Raw genomic sequence first — 24,784 nt, 5'->3', positions numbered from 1 at the left:
CTGCCTCAACCGATAAGGATCTTGGTATCGGAAATGAATTTGAATACCGGCACTGCCATGTTCTCGGGCGCCGGGCCTTTGCGGATGCGGCCGGCCGTATCGTATACCGAGCCGTGGCACGGGCAGAACCAGCCGCCGAAATCGCCTTCCTGGCCGAGCGGAATGCAGCCCAGATGGGTACAGACCTGGACCATCACCATCCAGGCTTCCTTGCCGGGCGTGGTGCGGTTGGCGTCGGTCGCCGGCGCATCGGCTGGAAGGTTGGCGTTGCGGGCGATCGGATCCTTGAGGTCTGTCAGTTTGACCGCCTCGCCGTCCTTCATCTCCTGCTCGGTGCGGTTGCGCACCACGACAGGCTTGCCGCGCCACTTGACGATCAGCGACATGCCCGGCGTCAGCGAGGCGACATCGACCTCGACGGAAGCCAACGCCAGCGTCGAAGCGTCGGGGCGCATCTGGTCTATGAACGGCCATGCGAAGGCACCCGCGCCGACCACAGTGGCCATGCCGGTGGCGACGTAGAGAAAATCACGACGATTGGGATCCTGGGTGTCGGTTGCGCTCACGGGTGCCTGATCCTTTCGCCTCTTCCGCGCCGGTGGCTGAGCCTTGTTCCCCGCTCAATTGCGCCAACCCGACAGCGCATGGCGAACAGGCTTGCGAATTCCTCCGGCATTTGGACTTCGGTTTATGCGTGAAGCCCGTTTTTGTCCAGACGGGTGAAGGCACAAGGGCAGATTGTCGCGGGCGTTCCGCACAGCGATAAATTTGACGGGCTTGGCTAATTGTAGCAATATGTCTACATCTTCTCGACGGAGGTGCTGAAATGAACATCTCGACGAAGACGATCACCATCATGTCGAGCCGTGAATTTAACCAGGACACGGCGCACGCCAAGCGGGCAGCAAGGAACGGACCGGTTATCATCACCGACCGTGGCAAGCCTTCTCATGTACTGATGTCGATGGAAGAATATCAGCGGCTGGAGAAGAAGCCGAGAAGCCTCGCCGAAGCGCTTGCCGACGATCGTCCCGAAGCGGATTTCGACTGGGAGCCGCCTCGCCTCGAAGGACCGTTTTTCAAGGTACCCGAACTCGATTGATGTTCATTCTCGACACCAATGTCGTTTCGAATCTGCGCCGCCGGGACAAGGCCGACCCCAACGTGTTGGCCTGGGCGGAGAATCACGACATCGCCGGTTTTTTCATGTCGGTGATTTCGATCCTTGAGCTCGAAATCGGGACGTTGCTTTTGGCAAGGAAGGACGCAAGGCAAGCCGCGATCTACCGCGAGTGGTTGGACCGGACACTCATTCCGGAATTCGACGAACGGATCCTGAGTGTGGACACGGCCATCGTCGTGCGTTGCGCGAACCTCCACGTTCCCGACCCCAGGCCGGAACGCGATGCTCTCATCGCTGCCACCGCGCTCGTCAACAACTTGACGGTTGTGACCCGCAATACGAAGGATTTCGAAGGCACCGGCGTGAAACTGTTCAATCCCTGGATATCGGCGAAGGGTCAGATGGCCCTGGCACATGTCATAGACCGCGACACATGGGCTGTTCGCTCCGACCGCTGGAAGGGCGAGCTGCAATGCGGCGCCTACGGCTCCAACTCCTGCCTGATCTTCAACTATCTGCCTGATGTCGGCGGCGGCCCGCGCCTGCACACGCATCCCTACGCAGAGATCTTCATTATCCGCCAGGGCACCGGCCTGTTCACCGTCGGCGACAAGGAGATCGAGGCCTCCGCCGGCCAGATCGTGATCGTTCCGCCCAACACGCCGCACAAATTCACCAATCTCGGCCCGGGCCCGCTGGAAACGACCGACATCCACGAGAACGGCACGTTCATCACCGAATGGCTGGAGTGACCATGATCCCGAAAAGCGGGAACCGGTTTTCGCTGGAGATCATGGTCAAGCAAAAGAGCTATTTCGCGCCAAGCCTGGCCAGAACCGCCTTGGGGATGTTGTATTCGCGGATGACCGCGTCGTGCTTTCGCAAGCCGCACAGTTCGCGCTGGATGAAATAGCCGTGCACCGCTTCGGCCGCCTCCTTGAGGAGCCGGGGGCGCAGCTGCTCATCGCCATTGTTGCGCAGCGTCGCCAGCGTCTGCTCGACCCGCTGGCCGGCGCGGCCGAGTGCTGCCGCCTTCTCGGCGAGGATTTCATGGCCGAGCGCGTCGAAGGCGGCTTCGGCAGCCGAGGCGCCGGCGAGATGAGATGGCGGACGCAGCGACATTTCAGCCCCCTTTCCCAAAAATCATGCGGTGTGTGACGAATTCTTCGCCTATCACCGGCTGGAAGCCAAGCCGCTCATAGAAAGCGAAGGCTTCTTGCGGCGCGCGGGTGTTCAGCACAGCGAAATAGTCGCGCGCCCTGTCGATGACGGTCTCGACCAGCATGCGGCCAAGGCCGGCGCGGCGGTGACGCGCACTAACGAACAGGTGCCGGACCCGGCCCTGGCCCCTGCCCTCGAAATAGGGATCGACGTTCAGCCCGCACACGCCGGCGAGTTCCCGGCCATGCCATGTCCCGTACAGCGCCTCGCCCCGCTTCAGGAACTTGTTGCGGCCGCTTGCCCAGCCATCCGCCAGGCGCACCAGCATCCAGTAGCCTTCCAGCCGGCTCTCCTCCTTCAGCGCGTCGAAGGCCGGCATGGTTGGCCGGAGCCGCTTGAGCACATAGCTCACCTCCGCCGATCCACCCATGCCTTCACTCCGCCGGCCGCGTCTCTTCGAGCACGCTGTCCTCGTGATAGAGGAAGCCGCCGGACTGCCGCTTCCACAGCCGCGCATAGAGCCCATCAAGCGCCACCAGCTCGTCATGCGTGCCTTGCTCGACGATGCGGCCACCGTCGAGGACCACCAGCCGGTCGAGCGCGGCGATGGTCGACAGCCGGTGAGCGATGGCGATGACCGTCTTGTTCTCCATCAGCCGCGTCAAATTCTCCTGGATCGCCGCTTCGATGTCCGAGTCCAGCGCCGAGGTCGCCTCATCGAGGATCAGGATCGGCGCGTCCTTGAGGAAGACGCGGGCGATCGCCACGCGCTGGCGCTGGCCGCCCGACAGCTTGACGCCGCGCTCGCCGACAAAGGCCTCGTAGCCGGCGCGGTCCCGGTTGTCGCGAAGGCCCAGGATGAATTCGTGCGCCTCGGCTTTCCTGGCCGCCGCGATCACTTCGGCGTCGGTCGCGTCAGGCATGCCAAGCTTGATGTTGTCGCGCAGCGAACGGTGGAACAGTGCGGTGTCCTGGCTGACGACACCGATATTGGCGCGCAGCGAATTCTGCGTGACACCAGCGACGTCCTGGCCATCGATGGTAATGGACCCGCTTTCCAGATCGTAAAGCCGCAGGATCAGATTGGCGAGCGTGGTCTTGCCGGCGCCGGACGGTCCGACCAGCCCGACCTTCTCACCCGGCCGCACGACAAGGTCGATGCCATTGAGCACGCCGAACCCCTTGCCGTAGTGGAACTCGACGTTCTTCACCTCGATGCGCCCGCCGGCTACCACGAGTTCCTTTGCGCCGGGCGCATCGGTGAGGCCGAGCGGCTGCGAGATCAGCGCCTTGGAGTTTTCCAGCACACCGAGGTTACGCAGGATGCCGTTGAGCTGCATCATCAGCCGGCCGAGCAGCATGTTGAGCCGCAGCACCAGCGACAGCGTGAAGGCGACCGCGCCAACGGTGATCGAGCCCTCGACCCAGAGATAGACGGCAAAGCAGCCGATCGCCGTGATCATGATGCCCGACAGCGTCGTCAGCGCCATGCGCACGCCGGTCAGCCGACGGGTGAAGGGGCGCAGCGCGTCGAGATAGATGTCGAAGCCGTTCTTGATGTAGCGGTCGTCGCCATCGGCCGAGAACAATTTCAGCGTCTGCACGTTGGAATAGGAATCGACGATGCGGCCGTTGATCATCGAGCCGGCCTCGGCGGTTTCCTCGGCGTGCTTGCGGATTGCCGGCACATAGAGCTTGGCCAGCCAGCCGAAGGCGGAAATCCAGATCACCACCAGCAACGCCAGCCTGAGGTCCAGCCCGGCCACCAGTGCCAGCGTCGTCACCGTATAGACGAGCATGAACCAGACGACCTCGATGAAGCTTTCCATCAGGTCGCCGGTGGCCTGGCCCGCCTGCCAGACCTTGGTGGCGATGCGGCCGGCGAAATCGTTCTGGAAGAAGGCGTAGGATTGGCGCGACACATGCCGGTGCGCCTGCCAGCGCACCAGATTGTAGAAGCCGGGCGTGATCGTCTGTTCGTCGACCAGCGCCGACAGGCCAACGACGATGGTGCGGATGACCAGCACCACCGCGATCATGAACACAAGTTCGGAGCCGGCGGCATTCCACAGCGCGTGCCAGCTGCGCTCGCCGGGAAGCTGGTCGAGAATGTCGACCAGCCGCCCGACGAAGTAGAACAGGCCAGCCTCGACCAGCGGCGCGATACCGCCGATGACCAGCATGGCGAAAAAGGCGAACTTCGCCTGACCGACATAGTGCCAGAGAAAACCGCCGACGCTGGTGGGTGGCCGAAGATTCGCCGGCTCCCTGAACGGATAGACCCAGTTCTCGAACCAGCGATAGACGGCAGTCATCATGCGGCGGCCATCATTCTGCGGCTTGCCCCTTTGCAAGTGCGTCATTGGCGGCATCGGCCGGGCCGTCCTCGAGCAGGAACCCGCCCGACTGACGCTGCCAGAGCTGCGCGTAGAGCCCGCCCTGGGCGACGAGCTCCTCGTGCGAACCTTCCTCGATGACGCGGCCCTTGTCCATCACCACCAGCCTGTCCATCGCCGCGATGGTCGACAGCCGGTGCGCGATGGCGATGACGGTCTTGCCTTGCATGAGCTTGTAGAGATTCTCCTGGATGGCCGCCTCAGCTTCGGAATCGAGCGCGGAGGTCGCCTCGTCAAGGATAAGAATCGGTGCGTCCTTCAACATAACGCGAGCAATGGCGATGCGCTGCCGCTGGCCGCCGGACAATTTGACGCCGCGATCGCCGACGTGAGCATCGAATCCCTTGCGGTCCTTGGCATCCGAAAGCCCGGCGATGAAGTCCAGTGCCTCGGCGCGCCGTGCCGCCTCGACAAGCAACTCGTCGCTGGCATCGGGCCGGCCATAGAGGATGTTCTCGCGCACCGAACGATGCAGCAGCGAGGTGTCCTGCGTGACCATGCCGATCTGCGCGCGCAGCGAATCCTGCGTCACGCCAGCGATCTCCTGGCCGTCGATCAGGATCTTGCCACTCTCCAGGTCGTAGAAGCGCAGCAGAAGGTTGACCAGCGTCGACTTGCCGGCGCCCGAGCGGCCGACAATGCCGACCTTTTCCCCGGGCTTCACCGTCAGCGACAGGCTCTCGATGACACCTTTCTGCTTGCCATAGTGGAAGCGGATGTCGTCGAAGCGGATCTCGCCCCTGGTGACGGCGATATCCTTCGCCCCCGGCCGGTCCTCGACCAGGCGCGGCAACGAGATCGAGGCGATGCCGTCCTGCACCGTGCCGATGTTCTCGAACAGGCCCGACATCTCCCACATGATCCACTGCGACATGCCCCACATCCGGAGCACCAGCCCGATGACCACGGCAACCGCGCCGATCGTCACCGCCTGGCCCAGCCACAGCCACAGCGACAGTGCGGTGACCGAGAACAGCAGCAGCGCGTTCAGGATATAGAGGACGCCATACAGCACCGTCACCAGCCGCATCGACCGGTAGACCGTGTCGAGGAAGCCGGCCATGCCCTCCTTGGCGAAGGATGCTTCGCGGCGAGCATGGCTGAACAGCTTGACCGTCTGGATGTTGCTATAGCTGTCGACGACGCGGCCGGTCATGGTCGAGCGTGCATTGGCCTGTTCTTCGCCGACCTTGCCCAGCCGCGGGATGAAATAGCGCAGCAGCAGGACATAGCCGACGAGCCAGACGACAAGCGGCGTTGCCAGCCGCCAGTCGGCCGAGCCGACGATGAACAGCATGCCGAGGAAATAGACGATGACGTAGTTCAGCACATCGATCAGCTTGATGACGCATTCGCGCACGGCGAGCGCCGTCTGCATCAGCTTGGTGGCGATGCGGCCTGCAAACTCGTCCTGGTAGAAGCTCATCGATTGCTTGAGCAGGTAGCGGTGCACCTGCCAGCGGATGCGCATGGGATAGTTGCCCATCAGCGTCTGCTGGTTGAGCAGCGAATGGAGCCACACCGTCCCCGGCAGCGCGAACAGCACGATGAACGCCATGCCGGCGAGCTTCCAGGCTTCCGTCTGCAGGAAGGTTTCGCGATTCTGCCCCGACAGCCAGTCGACGATGCGGCCGAGGAAGCCGAACATCCACACTTCCGCGATGGCGATGGCCGTCACCAGCACCGCGTCGAAAAGGATATAGGGCCAGGCGCCGCGTGTGTAATGCACGCAGAAGGCTACCAGCGTCTTGGGCGGCTCGACCGGTTCCGCTGCGGGGAACGGATCGAGCCTTTTTTCAAACCAGCCAAACAACATAGATCATGCTCACAAATCTGTTTTCCGCTTACGCGGCACGCGAACGTACGATGTCCCCGGAACGCATGGCGTCGTGGGCCGACAGGCCTGAATCATCCGGACCGTCGGCCTTGCTTTGCGCAATATAGGGGCTCGCGACCTTTTCGCCGACAGGCTCTTTTGCTGATCCTGACGGTGCGGTGTCGACAAGTCGGATCTTCGCGCCAGGTCGGATCAGCCGGATCATCCGGCGCACCAGCGACGGCCGGCTGTGATCGGGAACCGCGCGCGAGAAATCGACATCCGGCAGCATGCCGCGATGCGGCCGACGGCGAACTTCGGCATGAACCGCCGACGAATAGGTTTCGCCGATCAGCAGCGCCCAGGTAGCCCTTTTCTGGTCGTGCAGGCTCCTTGAGCCCGGTATTCTGTAGGGATCGAACATCGGCCCGTCCTCCGTGTGAAAATAGAGACAAAAAGGCGAATCCATATCGTCCGCCGGCATTCGGCCGGAGGCATGGATTGCGTCGGTCGAGACATGACGGCGAGCGTCGGTCTGGACACGTTCAGGTGGGGCGTTCAGCCCCTTTGACAGTTTGAAAAACATCGCAGGATTCCTTCGAGAGCCGAAAAAGCGTTTCGGCGGGAATCGGTGCGATCAAGTCTTAGAGAGTCAGGAGAATCGTCGTACCGAAACCGCCGTGGGGCGTACAAGCCCACAAGAGGGGCGCTGGATGTGCATGGTCATCATGAATTTCCCCTCCATCGGTTCGGATTGACAATGGACCTGACATACCCGACTTCGCAGAAAATGGCCACCCGCAGGTCCAGCAATTTCCAAAACCGCGAGCCCGCTGTGGCCGATCTGCCACTTATTAGAAGGACGCGGAAATGAACGACCGTCTCCGCATCGCGCTCTACCAGCCTGATATCGCCGGCAACACCGGAACAATCCTGCGCTTTGCCGCTTGCCTCGGACTTGGTGTCGACATCATCGAACCAGCCGGCTTTCCGCTCTCCGACCGGGCGCTCAAGCGAGCCGGCATGGATTACCTCGAAATGGCCGATCTGACCCGGCATGTCGACTGGCACGCCTTCGAGGACTGGCGCAAGGCCGGCACGCGCCGGCTGGTGCTTCTGTCGACCAGAGCCGCGGTTCCCTACACGAGCTTCACCTTCGCCAGTGGCGACATCCTTTTGTTCGGCCGCGAATCCGCAGGCGTGCCGGATCCTGTCCATCAGGCGGCGGATGCGCGGCTGACCATCCCCATGCAAGGTGCGGCGCGCAGCATCAACGTCGCGCTTTCCGTCGCCATGGTGGCGGGCGAAGCCATCCGGCAACTCGGGTAAAGCAATTCCAGGAAAAGTGTGAAGCGGTTTTCCCGGGAAAAGCGCATAGCGCTTTCCCTTGGGAATTGCGTCAAGACGCTCTATCGGCTTGCCGTCTCCCGTCATCTTGACCCAGGCGCACATCGCCTTCTCCTTCGTTTGCACATCCTGGGTTTCTTCGCTACAAGCTCAACTTAACTTGAGGTCAAGCGGAAAAAATTGGGGGCGGAAAAGTCAGGAATGGCACCGGCAACGGAATTGACGGTCGGCCAGGTGGCCATGCGCAGCGGGGTGGCGGTGTCGGCGCTGCATTTCTATGAGGCGCGCGGCCTGATACGCAGCCACCGCACATCGGGCAACCAGCGCCGCTACGGCCGCGACGTGCTGCGGCGGGTGGCGATCATCAAGGTCGCGCAGGAGGTCGGCATCTCGCTGGCCGAGCTCGGCGCCGCCTTGGCATCCCTGCCCGAGGGCCGCACGCCGACGCGCGACGACTGGAACCTTTTGTCGACCGCCTGGCGCGACGGGCTCGATCGCAAGATCGCCCAGCTGAAGAAACTGCGCGACGGGCTGACCGACTGCATCGGCTGCGGCTGCATGTCGATCGACAAATGCCCGTTGCGGAACAAGGGCGACCGGCTGGCAAGGGAAGGCACCGGCGCGAGAAGACTGGTTCATCCTTCTCCCCGTTCACGGGGAGAAGGTGCCTGAACGAAGGGGCAGCGCCGACGTTGAAGGTTTGCGCCGCCCCTCACCTGCCTGCCGGCATCCTCTCCCCGTAAACGGGGCGAGGAAATCCTAGTCCGCCGCCGGCAACCGCCTGATGGTGAACTCGATCAGGTCGCCCGGCCGCTCGAACCAGCTTTCGATCTCGGTCCAGTAGGCCTGCTTGGGAAAGCGCTCGAACCATTCCTTGGCCTTGAGGCGCGCATCGGAGCGCGGCAGCACGAACGTCTCGCGCAGGAAACCGTCGCGCGGCATGCGCACGCGCTCAGCCCGGCTTTGGTCGAGCCTTTTCTTCAGGCCATCCAGCGGTGGTCTTGCCGGGGTGCGCACGAAACAACTCCTTGCACCGTAATGACACTTGACCCTTGCCTCTAAGAGATTAGGGATCGCGCCGGCAAAAGACGAGTCATTTGTAGGGCTAGCCGCCCGCAACCGGAGACGGCACTTGGAACGACCTGAAATACCGGCAGGCCTGCCCGCCGACATCGAACAGAAGAAGATGAAGGCGCGCCTGTGGTTCGAGGCGCTGCGCGAACGCATCTGCAGCGCCTTCGAGCAGATCGAGCAGGATCTTGGCGGTCCGCTGGCGTCGTGGTCGCCAGGTCGTTTCGAAAAGACGCCTTGGGAGCGCGATCAAGGCAAGGGCGGCGGCGGTACCATGTCGATGATGCATGGCCGCGTCTTCGAGAAGGTCGGCGTCCACACCTCGACGGTCTATGGCGAGTTCTCACCCGAATTCAGGAAGCAGATGCCCGGCGCCGAGGAAGACCCGCGCTTCTGGGCATCTGGCATTTCGCTGATCGCGCACCCCTGGAACCCCAACGTTCCGGCCGTGCACATGAACACGCGCATGGTTGTCACCTCGCGCCAATGGTTCGGTGGCGGCGCCGATTTGACGCCGGTGCTCGACCGCCGCCGCGCCCAGGACGATCCCGATACCATCGCCTTCCATCGGGCAATGCAGTTCGCTTGCGAGAAGAGCCCCGAGGTCGCCGACTATCCGAAATTCAAGGCCTGGTGCGACGAGTATTTCTATCTGCCGCATCGCAACGAGCCGCGCGGCACCGGCGGCATTTTCTTCGACTGGCTGCATTCAGGCGAGGACAAAGGCGGCTGGAATGCCGATTTCAACTTCGTCCAGGATGTCGGCCGCGCCTTTCTCGTCGTCTACGGCCACCTCGTGCGCGCCAACTTCAACGAGAACTGGACCGATGGCGACCGCGACGAACAGCTCATCCGCCGTGGCCGCTATGTCGAATTCAACCTGCTTCACGATCGCGGCACCATCTTCGGCCTGAAGACCGGTGGCAATGTCGCGTCGATCCTCTCCAGCCTGCCGCCCGAGGTCCGCTGGCCGTAACAAAATGGTGAGCGCGATGTGAGCCCCATTGATGTCCCATTTGCTCTAAATGGGCATGGAATGTGGCACGCGGCGCTTCGAATAATTTCTTTTTCGTCTAATAGGCGCTTGAAAAGACTGGCCTATTTGTTGCGCCGGGTCGGGAAGCGCCGGCGGTTCGCCTGACCGCAATTCCAGGAAAAGCGTGAAACGGTTTTCCGTCCGGAATTGCGTCAGGACAAAGCGAGCCGCGACCCGACGCGACCGGACGGCCCAGACGATGCGGGACATCTTCGTCAAAAGGATACCCGCCTTTTCCAGGAGTACTTCGCAATGCGTAAGATCATTGTTTCGGCTGCCGCCGCTGCCCTTCTCGCTTCCGGTTCGGTGGCATTCGCCGCCGTCAAGCACACCACCGGAACGATCAAGACTTTTGATGCAACGGCCATGAGCCTTGTCCTCGATGACGGATCGTCTTTTACGCTTCCCAAGACCTTCAAGGATCCTGGCCTGCAGGTCGGTGAAAAGGTTCGCGTCTCATGGGAGATGAGCGGCAAGAACAAGGTTGCCGAGGCCGTCAAGATCGCAAAGTGACGGCCTGCCTTCCACAGCAGGACGAGACAATGTCTGGTCCTGTTTCGGGGTAGCGTAAGAGGGCGGAGCAGCGCTGCTCCGCCTTTTCGCCGTTGACTGCAACCAATGCCACCCCATCTGTGTTATGCTGTCCCCCGCTTGCGGCACCGAGATCCAATCCTGGATTTGGACCATGAGCCAAAAAAGTACCGGAGCCTCAGGCTCCACGGAGGAAAAGGAGAAATCCAATGAAGGAATTTCACTGCGGGTCGCTCGTGCCCGGCTGTGACTGGCACACGCGTGCCGGCGAGGAGGCCGAGGTCATGCGCCGTGCCGTCGAGCACATGCGCGAGACGCATGGCGAGGCGGTCATCCGCGAGACGATGATCGAGGCGATCCGCTCGCGCATCGAGAAGACCCGCGACGCGGCGTGATACCAGCAATTCCAGGAAAAGTGTTCAGCGGTTTTCCGTCTGGAATTGCGCTGACAAATACTCTACCCGGCCTTCAAGGCTTCCGCGGCGCGTTCAAGCAGCGCGCCGCGATCGGGCGCAAATCCCGCTTCGACCCATTCCGTCTCAAGGTTCTTGAGGATTTCGCCAAGCTTCGGCCCTGGAGTTGCGCCGAGCGCGGTCAGATCGGCACCTTTTAGCGGAAACAACGGCTTTTCCCATTTCAGAGCAAAGGCAAGCAGACGCGAAAAGCCGCCGGCTTCGAGCAACGCGTCATTGTCCTCGACAGCGCGCACCCGCGCTGCTGCAAGCGACAGCCGCAGACGGTCGACAAACCCTCGCCGGTCGCCACGATAGAGCCGCTTTGCCAGCTCGCCCTCGGTCGTCTTCGGCTCGACGGCGGTGGCAAGCGCCCAGTGGCGCAGGCGATCCGCTTCGGCAGTCGAAAATTTGAGCCGCTCGGCGAGCGTCTTCATGCGCGCGGCATCCGGCGGCACGATCGCTTCCAGCCTGAGCAACGGATCGGGTGCCCAGCCCAGATCCTTCTCGGCCTTGGTCAGCCCGTGGATCGCATCGATGCCCCATTTCTCGCTTTCCGGCAGCGCGGCGGTCAAGACGCTGGCCTGCCGCATCCAAAGCAGCGCCCGCGAGGGATCAGGCGCCGACAACAGCTTCTTCAGTTCCGACCAGATGCGCTCGGCCGAAAGCTGGGCCAGCCCTTCCTTCAGCCGGGCACAGGCTTTCAGTCCCTCGGCATCCGGCCGGCCATCGCCATACCAGGCGAAGAAACGGAAGAAGCGCAGGATGCGCAGATAATCCTCGCGGATGCGCGCTTCCGCATCACCGATGAAGCGCAGCCGGCGCGCCTCGATGTCGGCGATGCCGCCGACCAGGTCGATGACAGCGCCGTCGGCCTCGGCATAGAGCGCGTTGATGGTGAAATCGCGCCGCTCGGCGTCAAGCTTCCAGTCGCGCCCGAACGAGACCTTGGCGCGACGGCCATCGGTCTCGATATCGGCGCGCAAGGTGGTGATCTCATAGGGCTTGCCGCCCGCGACCACCGTGATCGTCCCATGCTCGATGCCGGTCGGCACCGCCTTGAAGCCTTCCGCCTCGGCGCGGCGAATGGTTTCCTGCGGCAGACACGTGGTGGCGATGTCGATGTCGGCGACCGGCTGGCCCATCAGCGTGTTGCGTACCGCACCACCGGCAACACGCGCCTCTTCACCGCCTTGCGCCAGTGCGGCAAGCAGGCGCTGCAGATGCTTGTCGCCGAGCCAGTCGGCCCTGCCCGCGATCGAGACACTCACGCATAGAGCCTTTCGTACAGCGTACGGATGATGCCGGCGGTGACGCCCCAGATGCGCCGATCGCCATAAGGCATGTCGTAGAAGAACCATTCGAGATCGTTCCACATGCGGCTGTCGCGCTTGTGGTTGGCCGGGTCCATCAGGAAACGCAGCGGCACTTCGAAGGCGGCATCGACCTCGTCGACATTCAAGGTGAGCTGGAAACCCGGACGCACGATGCCCAGCACCGGCGCGATGCGGTAGCCGCTGCCGGCGACATAGTCGGGCATGCGGCCGATGACCTCGACGCGATCCGGGCCAAGGCCGATTTCCTCGAAGGTCTCGCGCAACGCCGCCGCTTCGGGACTGGCATCGGTCGCATCGATGGTGCCGCCGGGAAAGGCCACTTGCCCCGAATGATTGCGCAGCTTTTCGGCCCGTTTGGTCAAGAGAACCGTCGCGTCGCCCTCATGATCGACCACCGGGATCAGCACCGCGGCATCGCGGAGTGCCTTGCTTTGGTTGAGGCGCGGATGGCCGGGATTGAAGCGATGATCGCCATAGTCGTCGCCGGCATGCGCATCCGGCTGCGCGGCAAAGCGCGCGCGAAAGTCCGCTGAGGAAAACGGCGCCTGCGACACCTGGTCCATCACGCGCTCAGCCGCTTCAGCTGGTCCGCCGGCATGATCGGAAAGACCGCACCCTTGGAGCGCACGGCGAACATGGTCTTGCCGCCGATCTCGATCTCCTCGCCATGCCCGACCAGCTCGTACATCACCGGCCGCGCCACCAGCGCTTCCAGCCTGCCGCGCACCAGCACATAGGGCTTCAGTCCGCCAGTCTCGCTCTCGTCGACAAAGCGCAGCGGCCGCTCCGGCCCGGCCTCGACGACATCGCCGACATTGGTGCGGAAGGTGATGATCTGTGCGTCGCCGCTGCCCGAAACATCCATCTCCACGGCGATGAACGGCGCATCGGCGACGCGGATGCCGACCCGTTCCACCGGCGTCACCAGATAGGTCCTGCCGTCCGCATCCTTGCGCAGCACCGAGGAAAAAAGCTGCACCAGCGGCATGCGCCCGATCGGCGTGCCCAGATAGAACCAGGTGCCGTCGGCCTTGATCTCCATGTCGAGATCGCCGCAGAAGTCGGGATTCCAGCGCTCGACCGGCGCCGCGCCCTTGCCGGCACGGGCGGCGCGCGAGATCAGCGCCTCGAGACCGCGCGCTTCGGTGGCGGTCGTAAGGCTTTGTTGGCGATGTTCGGAGTGATCCGTCATGGTCACGAAATAGTCACTGTTGTTCCGCTTGTCAGCCTAAGTCTGTGATTTAAGTTCGAACATGGGCGCCACGCGAGGCCGAATCGCGGCAAACTATGCTATGGTGCGGGCCGGTATTTCCAACCACAAGGATCGATGCTGCATGAGCGTGATGGTCAAGGAAAGCCCGATCAGCGAAACCGATATGATCGCCGAGGCCGAAAAGGCGCTGGCCGACATCTCCCGGATCCGCGACGGGGTCGGCCGGGTCATCTTCGGCCAGGAAAGCGTCGTCGAGCGCACGCTGGTGGCGCTGCTGGCCGGCGGCCATGCGCTGCTGGTCGGCGTGCCGGGCCTCGCCAAGACCAAGCTGGTCGAGACGCTGGGCGTCGTGCTCGGCCTCGATTCACGCCGCATCCAGTTCACGCCCGACCTGATGCCGTCCGATATCCTCGGCTCCGAGGTGATGGAGCAGGACGAGTTCGGCAAGCGCTCCTTCCGTTTCATCTCCGGGCCGATCTTCGCCCAGCTTCTGATGGCCGACGAGATCAACCGCGCCTCGCCGCGCACCCAGTCGGCGCTGCTGCAGGCGATGCAGGAATACCACGTCACCATTGCCGGCGCCCGCCATGACCTGCCGGCGCCCTTCCATGTGCTGGCAACGCAGAACCCGCTGGAGCAGGAAGGCACCTATCCCCTACCCGAGGCCCAGCTCGACCGCTTCCTGATGCAGGTCGACATCCTCTATCCGGAAATCGAGGCCGAGCGCCGCATCCTTCTGGAAACCACCGGCATCGAGGACGCGAAGGCGCAGAACGTGCTGCAGCCGGTGCGGCTGAAGGAAATCCAGACGCTGATCCGCCGCATGCCGGTGCCGGAAAGCGTCGTCGAGGCGATCCTGACGCTGGTGCGCTCGGCGCGTCCCGGCCAGGGCAATGCCGAGACCGACAAGCATGTCGCCTGGGGCCCCGGTCCGCGCGCCAGCCAGGCGCTGATGCTGTGCACAAGGGCGCGCGCACTTTACGACGGGCGGCTGGCGCCCTCCATCGACGATGTCCGTGCGCTGGCCGAGCCGGTGCTGCAGCACCGCATGGCGCTGACCTTCGCCGCCCGCGCCGAGGGCACCAGCGTGCGCGACGTGGTGGCGAAGCTGGTGAAAGGGATTTGATGGCGCGCATCGGCGAGGTCCAGGCTCCGGCAGCGACGCGCGACGCGCTCGCCCGTGGCCGGTTGCGAGCCTCGCTGGTGCCCGACCTGCTGGTCGAGGCGCGCCGTATCGTCAACTCCGTGATCGCCGGCTGGCACGGCCGCCGCAAGCGCGGCATCGGCGAGAATTTCTGGCAGTTCCGGCCCTATGTCGAAGGCGATTCCTCGCGCATCGACTGGCGCCGCTCGGCCCGCGACGATCATACCTATGTGCGCGACCGTGAATGGGAAGCCGCCCATACGGTCTGGCTGTGGGCCGACCCCTCGCCGTCGATGCTCTACAAGTCGACCGGCGCCAGCGTCTCCAAGCAATCGCGCGCGCTGGTGCTGGCGCTGGCCATGGCCGAGCTGTTGTCGCGCAGCGGCGAGCGCATCGCCTGGCCGGGCCTCACCGATCCGTTCACCGCCCGCAACGGCGCCGAGCGCATCGCCGCCCAGCTCATGCACGCCGGAGAACTGCCGGCAAAACCCGACCTGTCCGACATCCGCCGCTTCTGCGACATCGTCATCGCCAGCGATTTCCTCGACCCGGTCGAGGAAACAATGGCCTGGCTCGACGTGCTCGCCCGCCATGGCGTGCGCGCGCATCTGATCGAGGTCGCCGACCCGGCCGAGGAAACCTTTCCCTATGCCGGCCGCACCGAATTCACCGATCCCGAGACCGGCGACAAGCTGACCGCCGGCCGCGCCGAAATGCTGGGCGATGAGTACCGTCTGCTCTACACCGCCCGCCGCCACGAACTGGCCGCCTGGTGCAAGCGGCTCGGCTGGAGCTTTACCGTCAACCACACCGATCGGCTGGCTTCCGACGCGCTGGTGCGCCTGCACATGGCGATGACCGCCGATGGCGGTTATGCCGGGCTGGCCGGAAGCGGCCGGGCAGGGCTGACCGGAAGCGGTCATGCCGGAAAGGTCAGCGCATGAGCTGGCTGCCGCTCTCCTTTGGCGCCCCCATGGTGCTGTGGGGCCTGCTGGCGCTGCCGGTGATCTGGTGGCTGTTGCGGCTGACGCCGCCCAAGCCGCAGACCGAGATCTTCCCGCCGCTGAAAATCCTGGCGCGCGTGCTGAAGCGCGAGGAGACGCCGCATCAGAGCCCGTGGTGGCTGACGCTGCTCAGGCTGCTGATGGCCGCACTCATCGTCGCCGCCCTTGCCGAGCCGGTCTTCAACCCGCGCGAGAAACTGCCGGCCGAGGGGGCGGCCCTGGCGTTGGTCATCGACAATGACTGGGCAAGTGCCGCCGACTGGAACAAGCGCGTCGCCACCGCCGAGCGGCTGATCAACGACGCCGGCTCGAACGGCGTGCCGGTCGTCATCGCCTTCACCGCCGAAAAGCCCAATTCGGAAATCGGACCGTTCGATGCCGCCGCCGCCCTTGACCGGCTGCGCGCCGCCAAGCCGCGGCCGATCCCGACCGACCGGCCCGCCGTCTATGCCCGCGTCGCCGGTGTGCTGGACACCTTGCCCGGCGCCAGCGTCGCCGTGCTTGCCGACGGCCTGGCGGCGAAGGGCGACGAGGCCGCCTTCAACACGCTGTTGTCGAAAAATGCCGCCCGTGTCGTCTGGGCCAGTTCCGACCGGCTTTCGCTGACCGGCCTGACTGCCGCCGACAACCAGGTCGATGGCTTTGCCCTGACCGCCATCCGCGCGCCGGGCGACCCGGCTCCGGCGCAAGTCACCGCCGGCGCCTTCGACGACAAGGGCCGCCGCATCGCCGATGCGACGCTGACCTTCTCCCCAGGCGAAACCACCGCGACCGGCACCATGGCGGTGCCATTCGAGCTGCGCAACGACTTCGCCTCGATCGCGCTCGATGGCGAGCGGCAGGCCGGTGCGGTCCGTGTCTTAGACGAAAGCTCCAAGCGCCGTCGCGTCGGGTTGCTGTCGCAGGCCGAGGCCGACCAGGCGCAGCCGCTTTTGTCGCCGCTCTACTACATCAGGCGCGCGCTGCAGCCCTTCGCCGATCTTGTCGAACCCTCCAGCGCCGACCTCGCCGACGCCATCCCGCAGATCCTCGACCAGAAGCCGGCGATGATCGTCATGGCCGACATCGGCACTATTCCCGCCCAGGTCCGGCAAAGGCTGGTCGACTGGGTCGACAATGGCGGCACGCTGGTGCGTTTCGCCGGCTCGCGGCTGGCCGCCGCCGGCAATGACGACGACCTGCTGCCGGTCCGCCTGCGCACCGGCGAGCGTTCGCTCGGCGGCGCGCTGTCATGGACCTCGCCGCAGCCGGTCACCGAATTCCCCAAGGCCGGCCCGTTCGCCGATCTTGCGCCGCCCACCGAGGTCACCGTCACCAGGCAGGTGCTGGCCGAGCCGACGCCCGACATCGTCGAGCGCACCTGGGCCGCACTCGCCGACGGCACGCCGCTGGTCACCGGACTGAAGAAAGGCAAGGGCACGCTGGTGCTCTTCCACGTCACACCCGAGGCGACCTGGTCGAACCTGCCGATCTCCGGCAGCTTCGTCGAGATGCTGCGCCGCATCGTGCAGCTGTCGCGCAACCAGGGCGCGGCGATCGCCAATGCCGAAGCTGCCGCGACCTCGCTGGCGCCTTACCGCATGATCTCAGCCGACAGCACACTGGTGCCGCCGACGCCGGATGCACGGCCGCTGGTGCCGGGTCCCGCGCTGGTGGTGACCTTCGAGAACCCGCCCGGCCTCTACGGCTCCGAGACCGGCGTCTTCGCCCACAATTTGCTCGATGCCGCAAGCACGCTGGCGCCGCTGGCGCGCCCGCAAATCACTATTCCGGTCACATCAATCCAGTATGCCTTTGACGAATCGCGCAACCTGAAGGGCGCGCTGGTCGCGACCGCCCTGGTGCTGATGCTGCTCGACACGCTGGCGGTGTTCTGGATGGGCGGCCTGTTTACCCGCCGGCCGCGCCGAGCCGGTGGCGTGGCCACCACCGCCGCGATCCTGATTGCGCTCGGTGCACTGTTCGGCCATGCCGATCCTGCCCGCGCCAACGACGCCAAACCGGGCGACGAGGTCGCCATCGAGGCGATATCGAAGACCCGCATCGCCTATGTGCTGACTGGCGTGCCGGGCGACGATTCGATCAGCCGCGCCGGGCTCGAAGGCCTGACCCGCTTCCTGGTCGAGAAGACGGCGCTGGAACCCGGCGCGCCGGCCGGCGTCGACATTTCGAAGGACGAGCTGTCGTTCTATCCGCTGATCTACTGGCCGATCGATCCGGCCGCACCAATGCCGAGCCAGGCCGCGATCGCCCGCATCGACGCCTATATGCAGCAGGGCGGCACGGTGCTGTTCGACACCCGCGACCAGTTCGCCAACGGCATCGGCGCCGATTCGACCAGCCCGGCGACAGAGCGGCTGCGCGACATCCTCGGCAACCTCAACGTGCCGCCGCTGGAGCCGGTGCCGTCCGACCACGTGCTCACCAAATCCTTCTTCATCCTGCCCGAATTTCCCGGCCGCTTCAGTGGCAGCCCGCTCTGGGTCGAGGCCTCGCTCGACGCCAGCAATGCCGAGAACCGGCCGGTGCGCACCGGCGACGGCGTCTCGCCGATCATGATCACCGCCAATGATTTCGCCGGCGCCTGGGCGGTCGACGAGAATGGCGATCCGCTGCTGCCGACCGTGCCGGCGGACCCGATGCAGCGGATCTACGCGCTGCGCGCCGGCGTCAACATCATGATGTACATGCTGACCGGCAACTACAAATCCGACCAGGTGCACGTGCCCATACTGCTCGAACGGCTGGGGCAGTAGGATGACGTTCCTTGCTGCGCTCCCTACGCGGATCGACCCTCCCCACACGGGCGAGGTTAACGCATGAACTGGTCGATCTCGCTCGAACCGCTGATCTCCTGGCCATTGCTGGCCGTGGTGCTGGTGCCGCTGGCGCTGCTGGCGCTCATCGGCCTGTGGTTTCGCCAGCGTGGCGCCATCTTCCGCTTCGTCGCCCTGCTGGCGCTCGCCGCCGCCCTGTTCAACCCGGTGTTCCTCAACGAGGAGCGCGAGCCGCTGAAAAGTGTCGTCGCCCTGATCGTCGACCGCAGCCAGAGCCAGGACATCGGCGACCGCACCAAGCAGACCGACGAGGCGCTGGCCGGGCTGCAGCAGCGTCTTGGCCGCTTCAAGCAGTTCGACGTGCGCGTCGTCGAGGCCGGCAAGTCGCAAGCCGCCGAGGAGCGCACGGAAACACGGCTGTTCGGCGCGCTCGAAGGCGCCTTCCGCGACGTGCCGCCGTCGCGCATCGGCGGCGCCATCATGATCACCGATGGCGAGGTGCATGACGCACCCGCAGGTAGCCCCGATTTCAACGCGCCGCTTCATGCCCTGATCACCGGCAACGACCACGAGAAGGATCGCCGCATCCGTTTCGAGAACGCGCCGCGCTTCGGCCTTGTCGGCAAGCCGCTCGACATGACCTACCGCGTCATTTCGACGGAAAAAGAGACCGGCCCGGTCGATGTGCGCGTCTCGGTCAATGGCGAGCAGGTCGCGGTCGAGCATGCCACCGTCGGCCAGGCCATGCCGCTGCAGGTGACCATTCCGGGCGCCGGCCGTAACATCGTCGAGCTCGCCATCGACCGCGAGCCGGGCGAACTGACCGACACCAACAACCGCGCCATCGCCCTCATCGACGGCATCCGCGAAAACCTGCGCGTGCTGCTCGTCTCCGGCGAGCCGCATGCGGGCGAGCGCACCTGGCGCAATCTGTTGAAATCCGACGCCTCGGTCGATCTCGTCCACTTCACCATTTTGCGGCCGCCGGAAAAGCAGGACGGCACGCCGATCAACGAATTGTCGCTGATCGCCTTCCCGACCCGCGAGCTGTTCGTGGAGAAGATCAAGGATTTCGACCTCATCATCTTCGACCGCTACCAGCACCGCGACGTGCTGCCGATCCTCTATTACGACTACATCTCCGAATATGTCGAAAAGGGCGGCGCCCTGCTGATCGCTGCCGGTCCCGAATATGCCGGCGAAAGCTCGATCGCACGCACGCCGCTGATGTCGGCCTTGCCGGCGATGCCGACCGGCGAAGTGGTCGACAAGGCCTTCTATCCGCGCCTCACCGAACTCGGCCAGCGCCACCCGGTGACCCGCGGGCTCGACGGTTCGGCCACCGAGCCGCCGCACTGGAGCCGCTGGTTCCGCACCATCGGCGTGCAGAATCCCGAAGGCGAAGTGGTGATGAAGGGCGCCGACAACCGGCCCCTGCTCTTGCTCGACCGCAAGGGAGAGGGCCGCGTCGGCATGCTTCTGTCCGACCAGGGCTGGCTGTGGGCGCGCGGCTTCGAAGGCGGCGGCCCGCATGTCCAGCTCTACCGGCGCATTGCGCACTGGCTGATGAAGGAGCCCGAGCTCGAGGAGGAGCGGCTGACCGCCGACGGCCGCGGCATGGTGCTGGAAATTCGCCGCCAGACGATGGCCGATGATCCTGGTTCCGCGCAGATCATCACCCCCTCCGGCAAGACCTTGACGGTCAAGCTCGAGAAATCGGAGCCCGGCGTCTTCCTTGGCAGCGTCGAGACCAGCGAGATCGGCCTCTACCAGGTCGCCAATGGCGACTTGACCGCGCTCGCCCATGTCGGACCGGTCAACGCGCCGGAATTCGCCGACGTCATCTCCACCGAAAACCGCCTGAAGGCGCCGGCGGAAGCCACCGGCGGCAGCGTGCGCCGGCTGGCATCATCCTCGGTCGTTGGCAGCGACGTGACGCTGCCTTCGGTCGTGCCCGTGCGCTCGGCAGGTGACGCATCTGGCAGCGACTGGATCGGCCTGCGCACGACCAACGACAGCGTGCTCAAGGCGGTCTCGCGCGTACCGCTGTTCGGCGGCTTCCTCGGCCTCGGCCTACTGCTGCTGGCAATGGGTTCGATGTGGTACCGCGAGGGGCGGTAGGACTACTCCTCCGGCTCGGTCGTGAACAGCAGCGGATAGCCCTTGGCCTTGCCGGCATCGGTGGCCCGTGTCGCCTTGGTCTCGGCGACATCCTTGGTGAAGACGGCAACGACACAGACGCCGCGCCGATGCGCCGTGATCATCACCCGGTGCGCCTGGTCCTCGCTGAGCTTGAACTCGCCCTTCAGCACCGTCACCACGAATTCTCGCGGCGTGAAATCGTCATTGATCAGGATGACCTTGTAGAGCTTTGGCCGCTCGGTCTGCGGCTTGACCTGGGTACGCGGTTTTGTGGTGATTTCAGGCATCCGAACCGACAATTTGCGTAAGCGACCTGGCTCGCATTCTGACACCGGCGAAACCGGCAGTCTATTTTGATTGACGCGCAAACCGGTGTCCGGCGGGCGCCGCCATTCACAACTATGTGGGAAGTGTCGGTTGCCGTTCAACGGCCCTGGCGGCCGAACATGCGGCGGCTGGGAACCTGCCGCGCGGCTGTGACGGACGGCATATCGGGCCGAAGGCGGTTTCCGCCCGCATCAGCCCGGCGTTCCAGCCATGCCGCGATCGGCCACGCGACGACGCAGAGCAGTGTTGTGCCGGTGAGCACGATCAGCAGCCAGGTCTGTGCCGGTGTGATGTAGTCCCAGTTGGTGGAAATCGCCGGTGCGAACAGCGAAGGCTCAGTGCGTCCGCTGGCCGGATCGGGCACCGGGCTGGCGGTGAGCAGGATCAGAACCCTGGCGGCGCCGGTGACAACCAGGCCGCCGAGCACCATCGAACGCAGAGTGGACGAAAGCCGCTTCTTCATGCGGACTGCCCTACACGGCCGGCATTGCAAACGGGTTAAAGTCGGTCAAGGCGGAAGCTGCCGGCACCGGGCTTCGGCCAAACATTGGTAGGGGCCTATCCGTCCGCTTCATCGCCGATATAGAGGCTTCAGCGGCTCGGATAGGAAGAAGGCCGCTCCAGCCGAAACCAGCTGGAGCGGCCTTGTCATTAGGCAGGCATGTTATGCCGGACCTGGATTAAGCCTTCGGGGCGTCCTTCTTGACGGCCTTCTTCGGAGCCTTCTTGTGCTTCTTGACGGTCTTCTTGACGACCTTCTTCGGAGCAGTCTTGGCCGGAGCGGCGGTAGCCGGAGCGGTGGTCGTCGAAGCAGCCGGAGCAGCGGTCGTGGTGGCAGCGGCGTTGCCGAGAGCCGGCATCGCGAAGGCGAGAGCGACGGCGAGACCGGTTGCGGAGAGGATGGACTTTTTCATGGCTTCATTTCCTTTTTTAGCGGGTCGAGTTTTCGAGCGTCACTGAACCGGGTCGTTCGGTGTCACTCCAAGCAGCTTCAAAGCGTTGGCGAGCATCCGGATGCCCTGTGCCTGTTTCTTGGCGGCGCAGTACCGGTTACCCTTTCTCTGAAGTGCCTTTGCCGCGGTGACCTGCGTTGCCGCGGCATGGGTTTCGAGGGCTTCATCGAATTGGTGGCTGAGATTGGCGCACCGTTCGCTCCGGGTGGTGAGCGTCACCTTTGCGTCCGATTGTTCGACAGCGGCAGTGACCAGGCAAATGCCCAGCAACGCACCCAACAAACTGATCGACAACCTTGGCATCGGTTTATCCGTAAACCCGGAGACTAGCGTCGCAGCCGATGACCTGACCGCCACGAGACCAGTTATGCCTTTGAATTTTTTCAGGAGTTTTTCTGAACTGTAGAATTTTGTTTCTGGATTGTGTCTGAGAAAGCCGGTGTGAACGCATCATCGCCACTGGCCAACATATGGCCTGAATTCTATCGTGTGGGTTGCGACAGAAGGGCTTGGCAATCAACAATGACAGGGCTGCTGTGAAATCCGACGCACACATACTGATCGTCGACGACGACAAGGGCATCCGCGACCTGCTGCAGGAATTCTTCCAGAAGCGGGGCCTGCACACCTCGGTTGCCGCCGACGGCACCGAGATGGAGACCATCCTGCGCCGTACGCAGGTGGATCTCATCGTCCTCGACGTGATGCTGCCCGGCAAGAGCGGGCTGGAATTGTGCCGCGACCTTCGCGCCCAGTATTCGACGCCGATCATCATGCTGACCGCCGTCACCGAGACCACCGACCGCGTGGTCGGCCTGGAGATGGGCGCCGACGATTATGTGCCCAAACCGTTCGACCCGCGCGAGCTTCTGGCGCGTATCCGCGCCGTGCTGCGGCGCAACGGCGCCGCCGAGCCGAAGCGCGCCACCACCAAGCAGATCTATCGCTTCGCCGGCTGGACGATGGACTGTTCGCGGCGCCGGCTGATCGCCCCCGACGATGTCAGGGTCGAGCTGACGATGGCGGAATTCAACCTGCTGCAGACCTTCGTCAAGAGCGCGCAGCGTGTGCTGACCCGCGACCAGCTCATCGAACTGTCCGGTGGCGACAGCGACTATTCCTTCGACCGCAGCATCGACATCCTGGTCAGCCGGCTGCGGCGCAAGATGGAAGACGACCCGAAAACGCCCAAGCTGATCCTCACCGTGCGCAGCGGCGGCTACCAGTTCCTGCCCGAGACGACCTCCGAATGAGACGGTTCCTGCCGCAGACCTTGCCTGTCTGGGTGCTGCTGATCGTCATCGCCGGCCTGCTGATCAGCCAGGTGGCGACCCTCTATATCGTGTCGCGCGACCGCGCCGCCGCCAATGGCGTCGTCGACCTCTATCGCCTCAACGACCGCGCCTTCTCGCTGGTGCAGCTCATGCATGACGCCAGTCCGGAGCAACGCAAGGCGACGGCGACCGGCCTGTTCAATGCCACCTACGCGCTCACCGTCACGGACACGCCGGCGGTCACCTCGTCGATTGCCGGCGACGACGAACTGGCGGAACTGGAAGACATCCTCGTTGGCCGGCTGTCGAAATTCGGCATCACCGATGCGCGGGTGCGACGCGACCCGGCGACGCGCGAGGCCGACGACGCCACCGGCATGGCGCCAGGACCTGATATCGGCCAGGTCGAGCGCGACCTCCTGGTGCTGGCCGCCAACTTCGCCCAGAGCGACAAGCTGACGGCGTCGCTGCGCTTCGCGGACGGCCAGTGGCTGAATTTCACCGAGCCGATCACGCCCGTCGGCCCGATCCTGAGCTTCGACAGCCTGCCGCTCTATTCGCTGATCGCGGGCCTGGTGGTGATCATGTCGATCTGGTCGCTGCGCCGGCTGACGGCGCCCTATAGGATGATGGAAACCGCCGTGAACCGAATCGGCAAGGATCTGAAGAGCCCGCCGATCACCGAAAGCGGCAGCCGCGAGGTGCGTGCCGCCGCCAAGGCGATCAACGCCATGCAGGCGCGGTTGCGCGAATATGTCGAGGACCGCGAACATCTGGCGGCAGCGCTGGCACATGATCTGCGCACCCCGATGACGAGGATGCGCCTGCGCCTGGAGCTGTTGCGCAAATCGGCGGTTCGCGAGGCGCTGGCGCACGATCTCGCCGATGTCGAGAGCATCGCCAGTTCGGTGATCGACTTCGCCACCTTCGAGGTGACGGAGGAAAAGAGCGAACGCATCGACTTCTGGTCGCTCGTGGAGTCGATCGCCGACAGCTATGACGACGTCTCGTTCGACGACGACACCCGCTCGCGTGCCCTGATCTGTATGGCGCGGCCGGTCGCGCTCAGGCGCTGCGTCACCAATCTGATGCAGAACGCGATCACCTACGGCAAGAAGGCGCATATCAGCCTGCGCCGGTCGGAAAACATGATCCTGCTTACCATCCGCGACGAAGGGCCGGGCATACCACAGGCGCAGATCGACGCCGTGTTCGGCTCTTTCGTGCGCCTCGAACAATCCCGCAACCGCCAGACCGGCGGTCTCGGCCTCGGCCTGACCATTGCCCGCAACATCGCGCGGGCCGCCGGCGGCGAGGTCCGCCTGTCCAACAACCCGGGCGGCGGCCTGCTGACCGAGCTACGCCTGCCGCTGGCGGCCTGACGCAGTCGCCTCGAGGTGCCGGCCTTGTTTTGCCGTTTTCAACGGATGACGGCGATCTTCCATGCCAGCAGGGCAACTATTGCTGCTACGCTGGAGAGGGTCGCCCAACCATGCCGCCCGAATGCATGCAGGACAAGAACTGCCAACGCGGCAGTGATCGCTGCGAGCGTCCCTTCGATATAAAAGAGCTGATTTGCACTTGTATGGGGATGTTTTTGTCAACGGTCTTTTTTGCGTCCATTCATTGGCCTCGTTTGCGTTTAGGGCAGCTGCTCCATTCACGACAGAAGCAGCCGCC

Annotated in this window: 27 protein-coding genes and 1 pseudogene; 14 read left to right on the top strand and 14 right to left on the bottom strand. The window is 64.3% G+C overall.

Features of this window, described 5'->3' with window-relative positions:
* Positions 1-5 precede the first annotated feature (5 nt).
* A complete protein-coding gene (petA, locus tag ACFFNA_RS08565) occupies positions 6-566 on the bottom strand; it encodes a ubiquinol-cytochrome c reductase iron-sulfur subunit (protein ID WP_111542865.1) in 561 nt (186 codons plus the stop codon).
* A 260-nt stretch (positions 567-826) separates the two neighbouring features.
* Between petA and ACFFNA_RS08560 the strand changes: the two genes are divergently transcribed.
* From ACFFNA_RS08560 to ACFFNA_RS08550, 3 genes and pseudogenes are all read left to right on the top strand, one after another.
* Positions 827-1,102, top strand: a complete 276-nt coding sequence (locus ACFFNA_RS08560; RefSeq protein ID WP_111542864.1) for a type II toxin-antitoxin system Phd/YefM family antitoxin — start codon at positions 827-829, stop codon at positions 1,100-1,102.
* A pseudogene (locus ACFFNA_RS08555) lies at positions 1,102-1,461 on the top strand (type II toxin-antitoxin system VapC family toxin); the annotation flags it as partial. The gene ACFFNA_RS08560 and the pseudogene ACFFNA_RS08555, both read left to right, overlap by 1 nt.
* Before the next feature lie 69 nt (positions 1,462-1,530).
* Positions 1,531-1,875 (top strand): cupin domain-containing protein, encoded by a 345-nt coding sequence (locus tag ACFFNA_RS08550; protein ID WP_378917701.1) that lies wholly within the window; start codon positions 1,531-1,533, stop codon positions 1,873-1,875.
* A gap of 58 nt (positions 1,876-1,933) precedes the next feature.
* Here ACFFNA_RS08550 and ACFFNA_RS08545 read toward each other — a convergent pair whose 3' ends face one another.
* From ACFFNA_RS08545 to ACFFNA_RS08525, 5 genes are read right to left on the bottom strand one after another with little or no spacing between them, the layout of a single operon-like run.
* Positions 1,934-2,245, bottom strand: a complete 312-nt coding sequence (locus tag ACFFNA_RS08545) for a DUF6665 family protein (protein ID WP_378917380.1) — start codon at positions 2,243-2,245, stop codon at positions 1,934-1,936.
* A 1-nt stretch (position 2,246) separates the two neighbouring features.
* Entirely contained in the window at positions 2,247-2,714 is a 468-nt protein-coding gene (locus ACFFNA_RS08540) for a GNAT family N-acetyltransferase (RefSeq protein WP_111542861.1), read from the bottom strand.
* A 4-nt stretch (positions 2,715-2,718) separates the two neighbouring features.
* Positions 2,719-4,602: an ABC transporter ATP-binding protein gene (locus ACFFNA_RS08535; RefSeq protein ID WP_111542860.1), complete on the bottom strand. Its 1,884-nt coding sequence runs from the start codon at positions 4,600-4,602 to the stop codon at positions 2,719-2,721.
* 10 nt (positions 4,603-4,612) lie between these two features.
* On the bottom strand, positions 4,613-6,496 hold the full coding sequence (locus ACFFNA_RS08530) for an ABC transporter ATP-binding protein (protein WP_378917378.1): 1,884 nt from the start codon (positions 6,494-6,496) through the stop codon (positions 4,613-4,615).
* A 28-nt stretch (positions 6,497-6,524) separates the two neighbouring features.
* Entirely contained in the window at positions 6,525-7,082 is a 558-nt protein-coding gene (locus ACFFNA_RS08525) for a hypothetical protein (RefSeq protein WP_378917376.1), read from the bottom strand.
* 284 nt (positions 7,083-7,366) lie between these two features.
* On the opposite strand from ACFFNA_RS08525, the gene ACFFNA_RS08520 reads away from it, so the two are divergent.
* Complete coding sequence (locus ACFFNA_RS08520; RefSeq protein WP_378917374.1) at positions 7,367-7,825, top strand: tRNA (cytidine(34)-2'-O)-methyltransferase; 459 nt, start codon at positions 7,367-7,369, stop codon at positions 7,823-7,825.
* Between the two features lie 219 nt (positions 7,826-8,044).
* On the top strand, positions 8,045-8,515 hold the full coding sequence (gene soxR, locus ACFFNA_RS08515; protein ID WP_378917372.1) for a redox-sensitive transcriptional activator SoxR: 471 nt from the start codon (positions 8,045-8,047) through the stop codon (positions 8,513-8,515).
* Positions 8,516-8,602: 87 nt separating this feature from the next.
* Here soxR and ACFFNA_RS08510 read toward each other — a convergent pair whose 3' ends face one another.
* The gene (locus ACFFNA_RS08510) at positions 8,603-8,860 is read right to left on the bottom strand and encodes a hypothetical protein (protein ID WP_013529975.1); all 258 of its coding nucleotides are present in this window, start codon (positions 8,858-8,860) and stop codon (positions 8,603-8,605) included.
* A gap of 115 nt (positions 8,861-8,975) precedes the next feature.
* Between ACFFNA_RS08510 and hemF the strand changes: the two genes are divergently transcribed.
* From hemF to ACFFNA_RS08495, 3 genes are all read left to right on the top strand, one after another.
* Positions 8,976-9,890, top strand: a complete 915-nt coding sequence (gene hemF / locus ACFFNA_RS08505; RefSeq protein ID WP_111542856.1) for an oxygen-dependent coproporphyrinogen oxidase — start codon at positions 8,976-8,978, stop codon at positions 9,888-9,890.
* 312 nt (positions 9,891-10,202) lie between these two features.
* The gene (locus ACFFNA_RS08500) at positions 10,203-10,463 is read left to right on the top strand and encodes a DUF1344 domain-containing protein (protein ID WP_095091696.1); all 261 of its coding nucleotides are present in this window, start codon (positions 10,203-10,205) and stop codon (positions 10,461-10,463) included.
* A gap of 227 nt (positions 10,464-10,690) precedes the next feature.
* Positions 10,691-10,876 carry a DUF1059 domain-containing protein gene (locus ACFFNA_RS08495; RefSeq protein WP_111542855.1) on the top strand — a complete coding sequence of 62 codons (186 nt, stop codon included), beginning with the start codon at positions 10,691-10,693 and terminating at the stop codon, positions 10,874-10,876.
* Positions 10,877-10,938: 62 nt separating this feature from the next.
* On the opposite strand, the gene ACFFNA_RS08490 is transcribed toward ACFFNA_RS08495, so the two are convergent.
* The 3 genes from ACFFNA_RS08490 to ACFFNA_RS08480 are packed head-to-tail and all read right to left on the bottom strand — an operon-like array spanning position 10,939 to position 13,462.
* Complete coding sequence (locus tag ACFFNA_RS08490) at positions 10,939-12,204, bottom strand: CCA tRNA nucleotidyltransferase (protein ID WP_378917368.1); 1,266 nt, start codon at positions 12,202-12,204, stop codon at positions 10,939-10,941.
* Positions 12,201-12,833 carry a CoA pyrophosphatase gene (locus tag ACFFNA_RS08485; protein WP_111542853.1) on the bottom strand — a complete coding sequence of 211 codons (633 nt, stop codon included), beginning with the start codon at positions 12,831-12,833 and terminating at the stop codon, positions 12,201-12,203. Before ACFFNA_RS08485 ends, ACFFNA_RS08490 begins: the two co-directional genes overlap by 4 nt.
* Complete coding sequence (locus ACFFNA_RS08480; RefSeq protein ID WP_111542852.1) at positions 12,833-13,462, bottom strand: DUF1285 domain-containing protein; 630 nt, start codon at positions 13,460-13,462, stop codon at positions 12,833-12,835. The genes ACFFNA_RS08485 and ACFFNA_RS08480 overlap by 1 nt, the downstream gene beginning before the upstream one ends.
* A gap of 142 nt (positions 13,463-13,604) precedes the next feature.
* Here ACFFNA_RS08480 and ACFFNA_RS08475 point away from each other — a divergent pair, with 142 nt between their 5' ends.
* From ACFFNA_RS08475 to ACFFNA_RS08460, 4 genes are all read left to right on the top strand, one after another.
* Entirely contained in the window at positions 13,605-14,609 is a 1,005-nt protein-coding gene (locus tag ACFFNA_RS08475; protein ID WP_111542851.1) for an AAA family ATPase, read from the top strand.
* Entirely contained in the window at positions 14,609-15,571 is a 963-nt protein-coding gene (locus tag ACFFNA_RS08470; RefSeq protein WP_378917366.1) for a DUF58 domain-containing protein, read from the top strand. Before ACFFNA_RS08475 ends, ACFFNA_RS08470 begins: the two co-directional genes overlap by 1 nt.
* Positions 15,568-18,387, top strand: a complete 2,820-nt coding sequence (locus ACFFNA_RS08465; protein WP_378917364.1) for a DUF4159 domain-containing protein — start codon at positions 15,568-15,570, stop codon at positions 18,385-18,387. The genes ACFFNA_RS08470 and ACFFNA_RS08465 overlap by 4 nt, the downstream gene beginning before the upstream one ends.
* A gap of 63 nt (positions 18,388-18,450) precedes the next feature.
* Positions 18,451-20,529, top strand: coding sequence for a hypothetical protein (locus ACFFNA_RS08460; protein WP_378917362.1), 2,079 nt, complete (start codon positions 18,451-18,453; stop codon positions 20,527-20,529).
* Positions 20,530-20,531: 2 nt separating this feature from the next.
* Here the strand turns inward: ACFFNA_RS08460 and clpS are convergent, their stop codons facing one another.
* The 4 genes from clpS to ACFFNA_RS08440 form a co-directional block, all read right to left on the bottom strand.
* Positions 20,532-20,837, bottom strand: coding sequence for an ATP-dependent Clp protease adapter ClpS (gene clpS / locus ACFFNA_RS08455; RefSeq protein WP_111542847.1), 306 nt, complete (start codon positions 20,835-20,837; stop codon positions 20,532-20,534).
* 137 nt (positions 20,838-20,974) lie between these two features.
* A complete protein-coding gene (locus ACFFNA_RS08450; RefSeq protein ID WP_111542846.1) occupies positions 20,975-21,340 on the bottom strand; it encodes a hypothetical protein in 366 nt (121 codons plus the stop codon).
* A 217-nt stretch (positions 21,341-21,557) separates the two neighbouring features.
* Positions 21,558-21,791, bottom strand: a complete 234-nt coding sequence (locus ACFFNA_RS08445) for a hypothetical protein (protein WP_111542845.1) — start codon at positions 21,789-21,791, stop codon at positions 21,558-21,560.
* 39 nt (positions 21,792-21,830) lie between these two features.
* Positions 21,831-22,133, bottom strand: a complete 303-nt coding sequence (locus ACFFNA_RS08440) for a hypothetical protein (protein WP_111542844.1) — start codon at positions 22,131-22,133, stop codon at positions 21,831-21,833.
* 233 nt (positions 22,134-22,366) lie between these two features.
* Here ACFFNA_RS08440 and ACFFNA_RS08435 point away from each other — a divergent pair, with 233 nt between their 5' ends.
* Positions 22,367-23,083 carry a response regulator gene (locus ACFFNA_RS08435; RefSeq protein ID WP_378917359.1) on the top strand — a complete coding sequence of 239 codons (717 nt, stop codon included), beginning with the start codon at positions 22,367-22,369 and terminating at the stop codon, positions 23,081-23,083.
* On the top strand, positions 23,080-24,486 hold the full coding sequence (locus ACFFNA_RS08430; RefSeq protein WP_378917357.1) for an ATP-binding protein: 1,407 nt from the start codon (positions 23,080-23,082) through the stop codon (positions 24,484-24,486). Before ACFFNA_RS08435 ends, ACFFNA_RS08430 begins: the two co-directional genes overlap by 4 nt.
* Positions 24,487-24,784: the final 298 nt, after the last annotated feature.

The sequence above is a fragment of the Mesorhizobium kowhaii genome (assembly GCF_042431665.1).
GTDB lineage: Bacteria > Pseudomonadota > Alphaproteobacteria > Rhizobiales > Rhizobiaceae > Mesorhizobium > Mesorhizobium kowhaii.
This window is presented reverse-complemented; position numbering and strand designations above follow the sequence as displayed.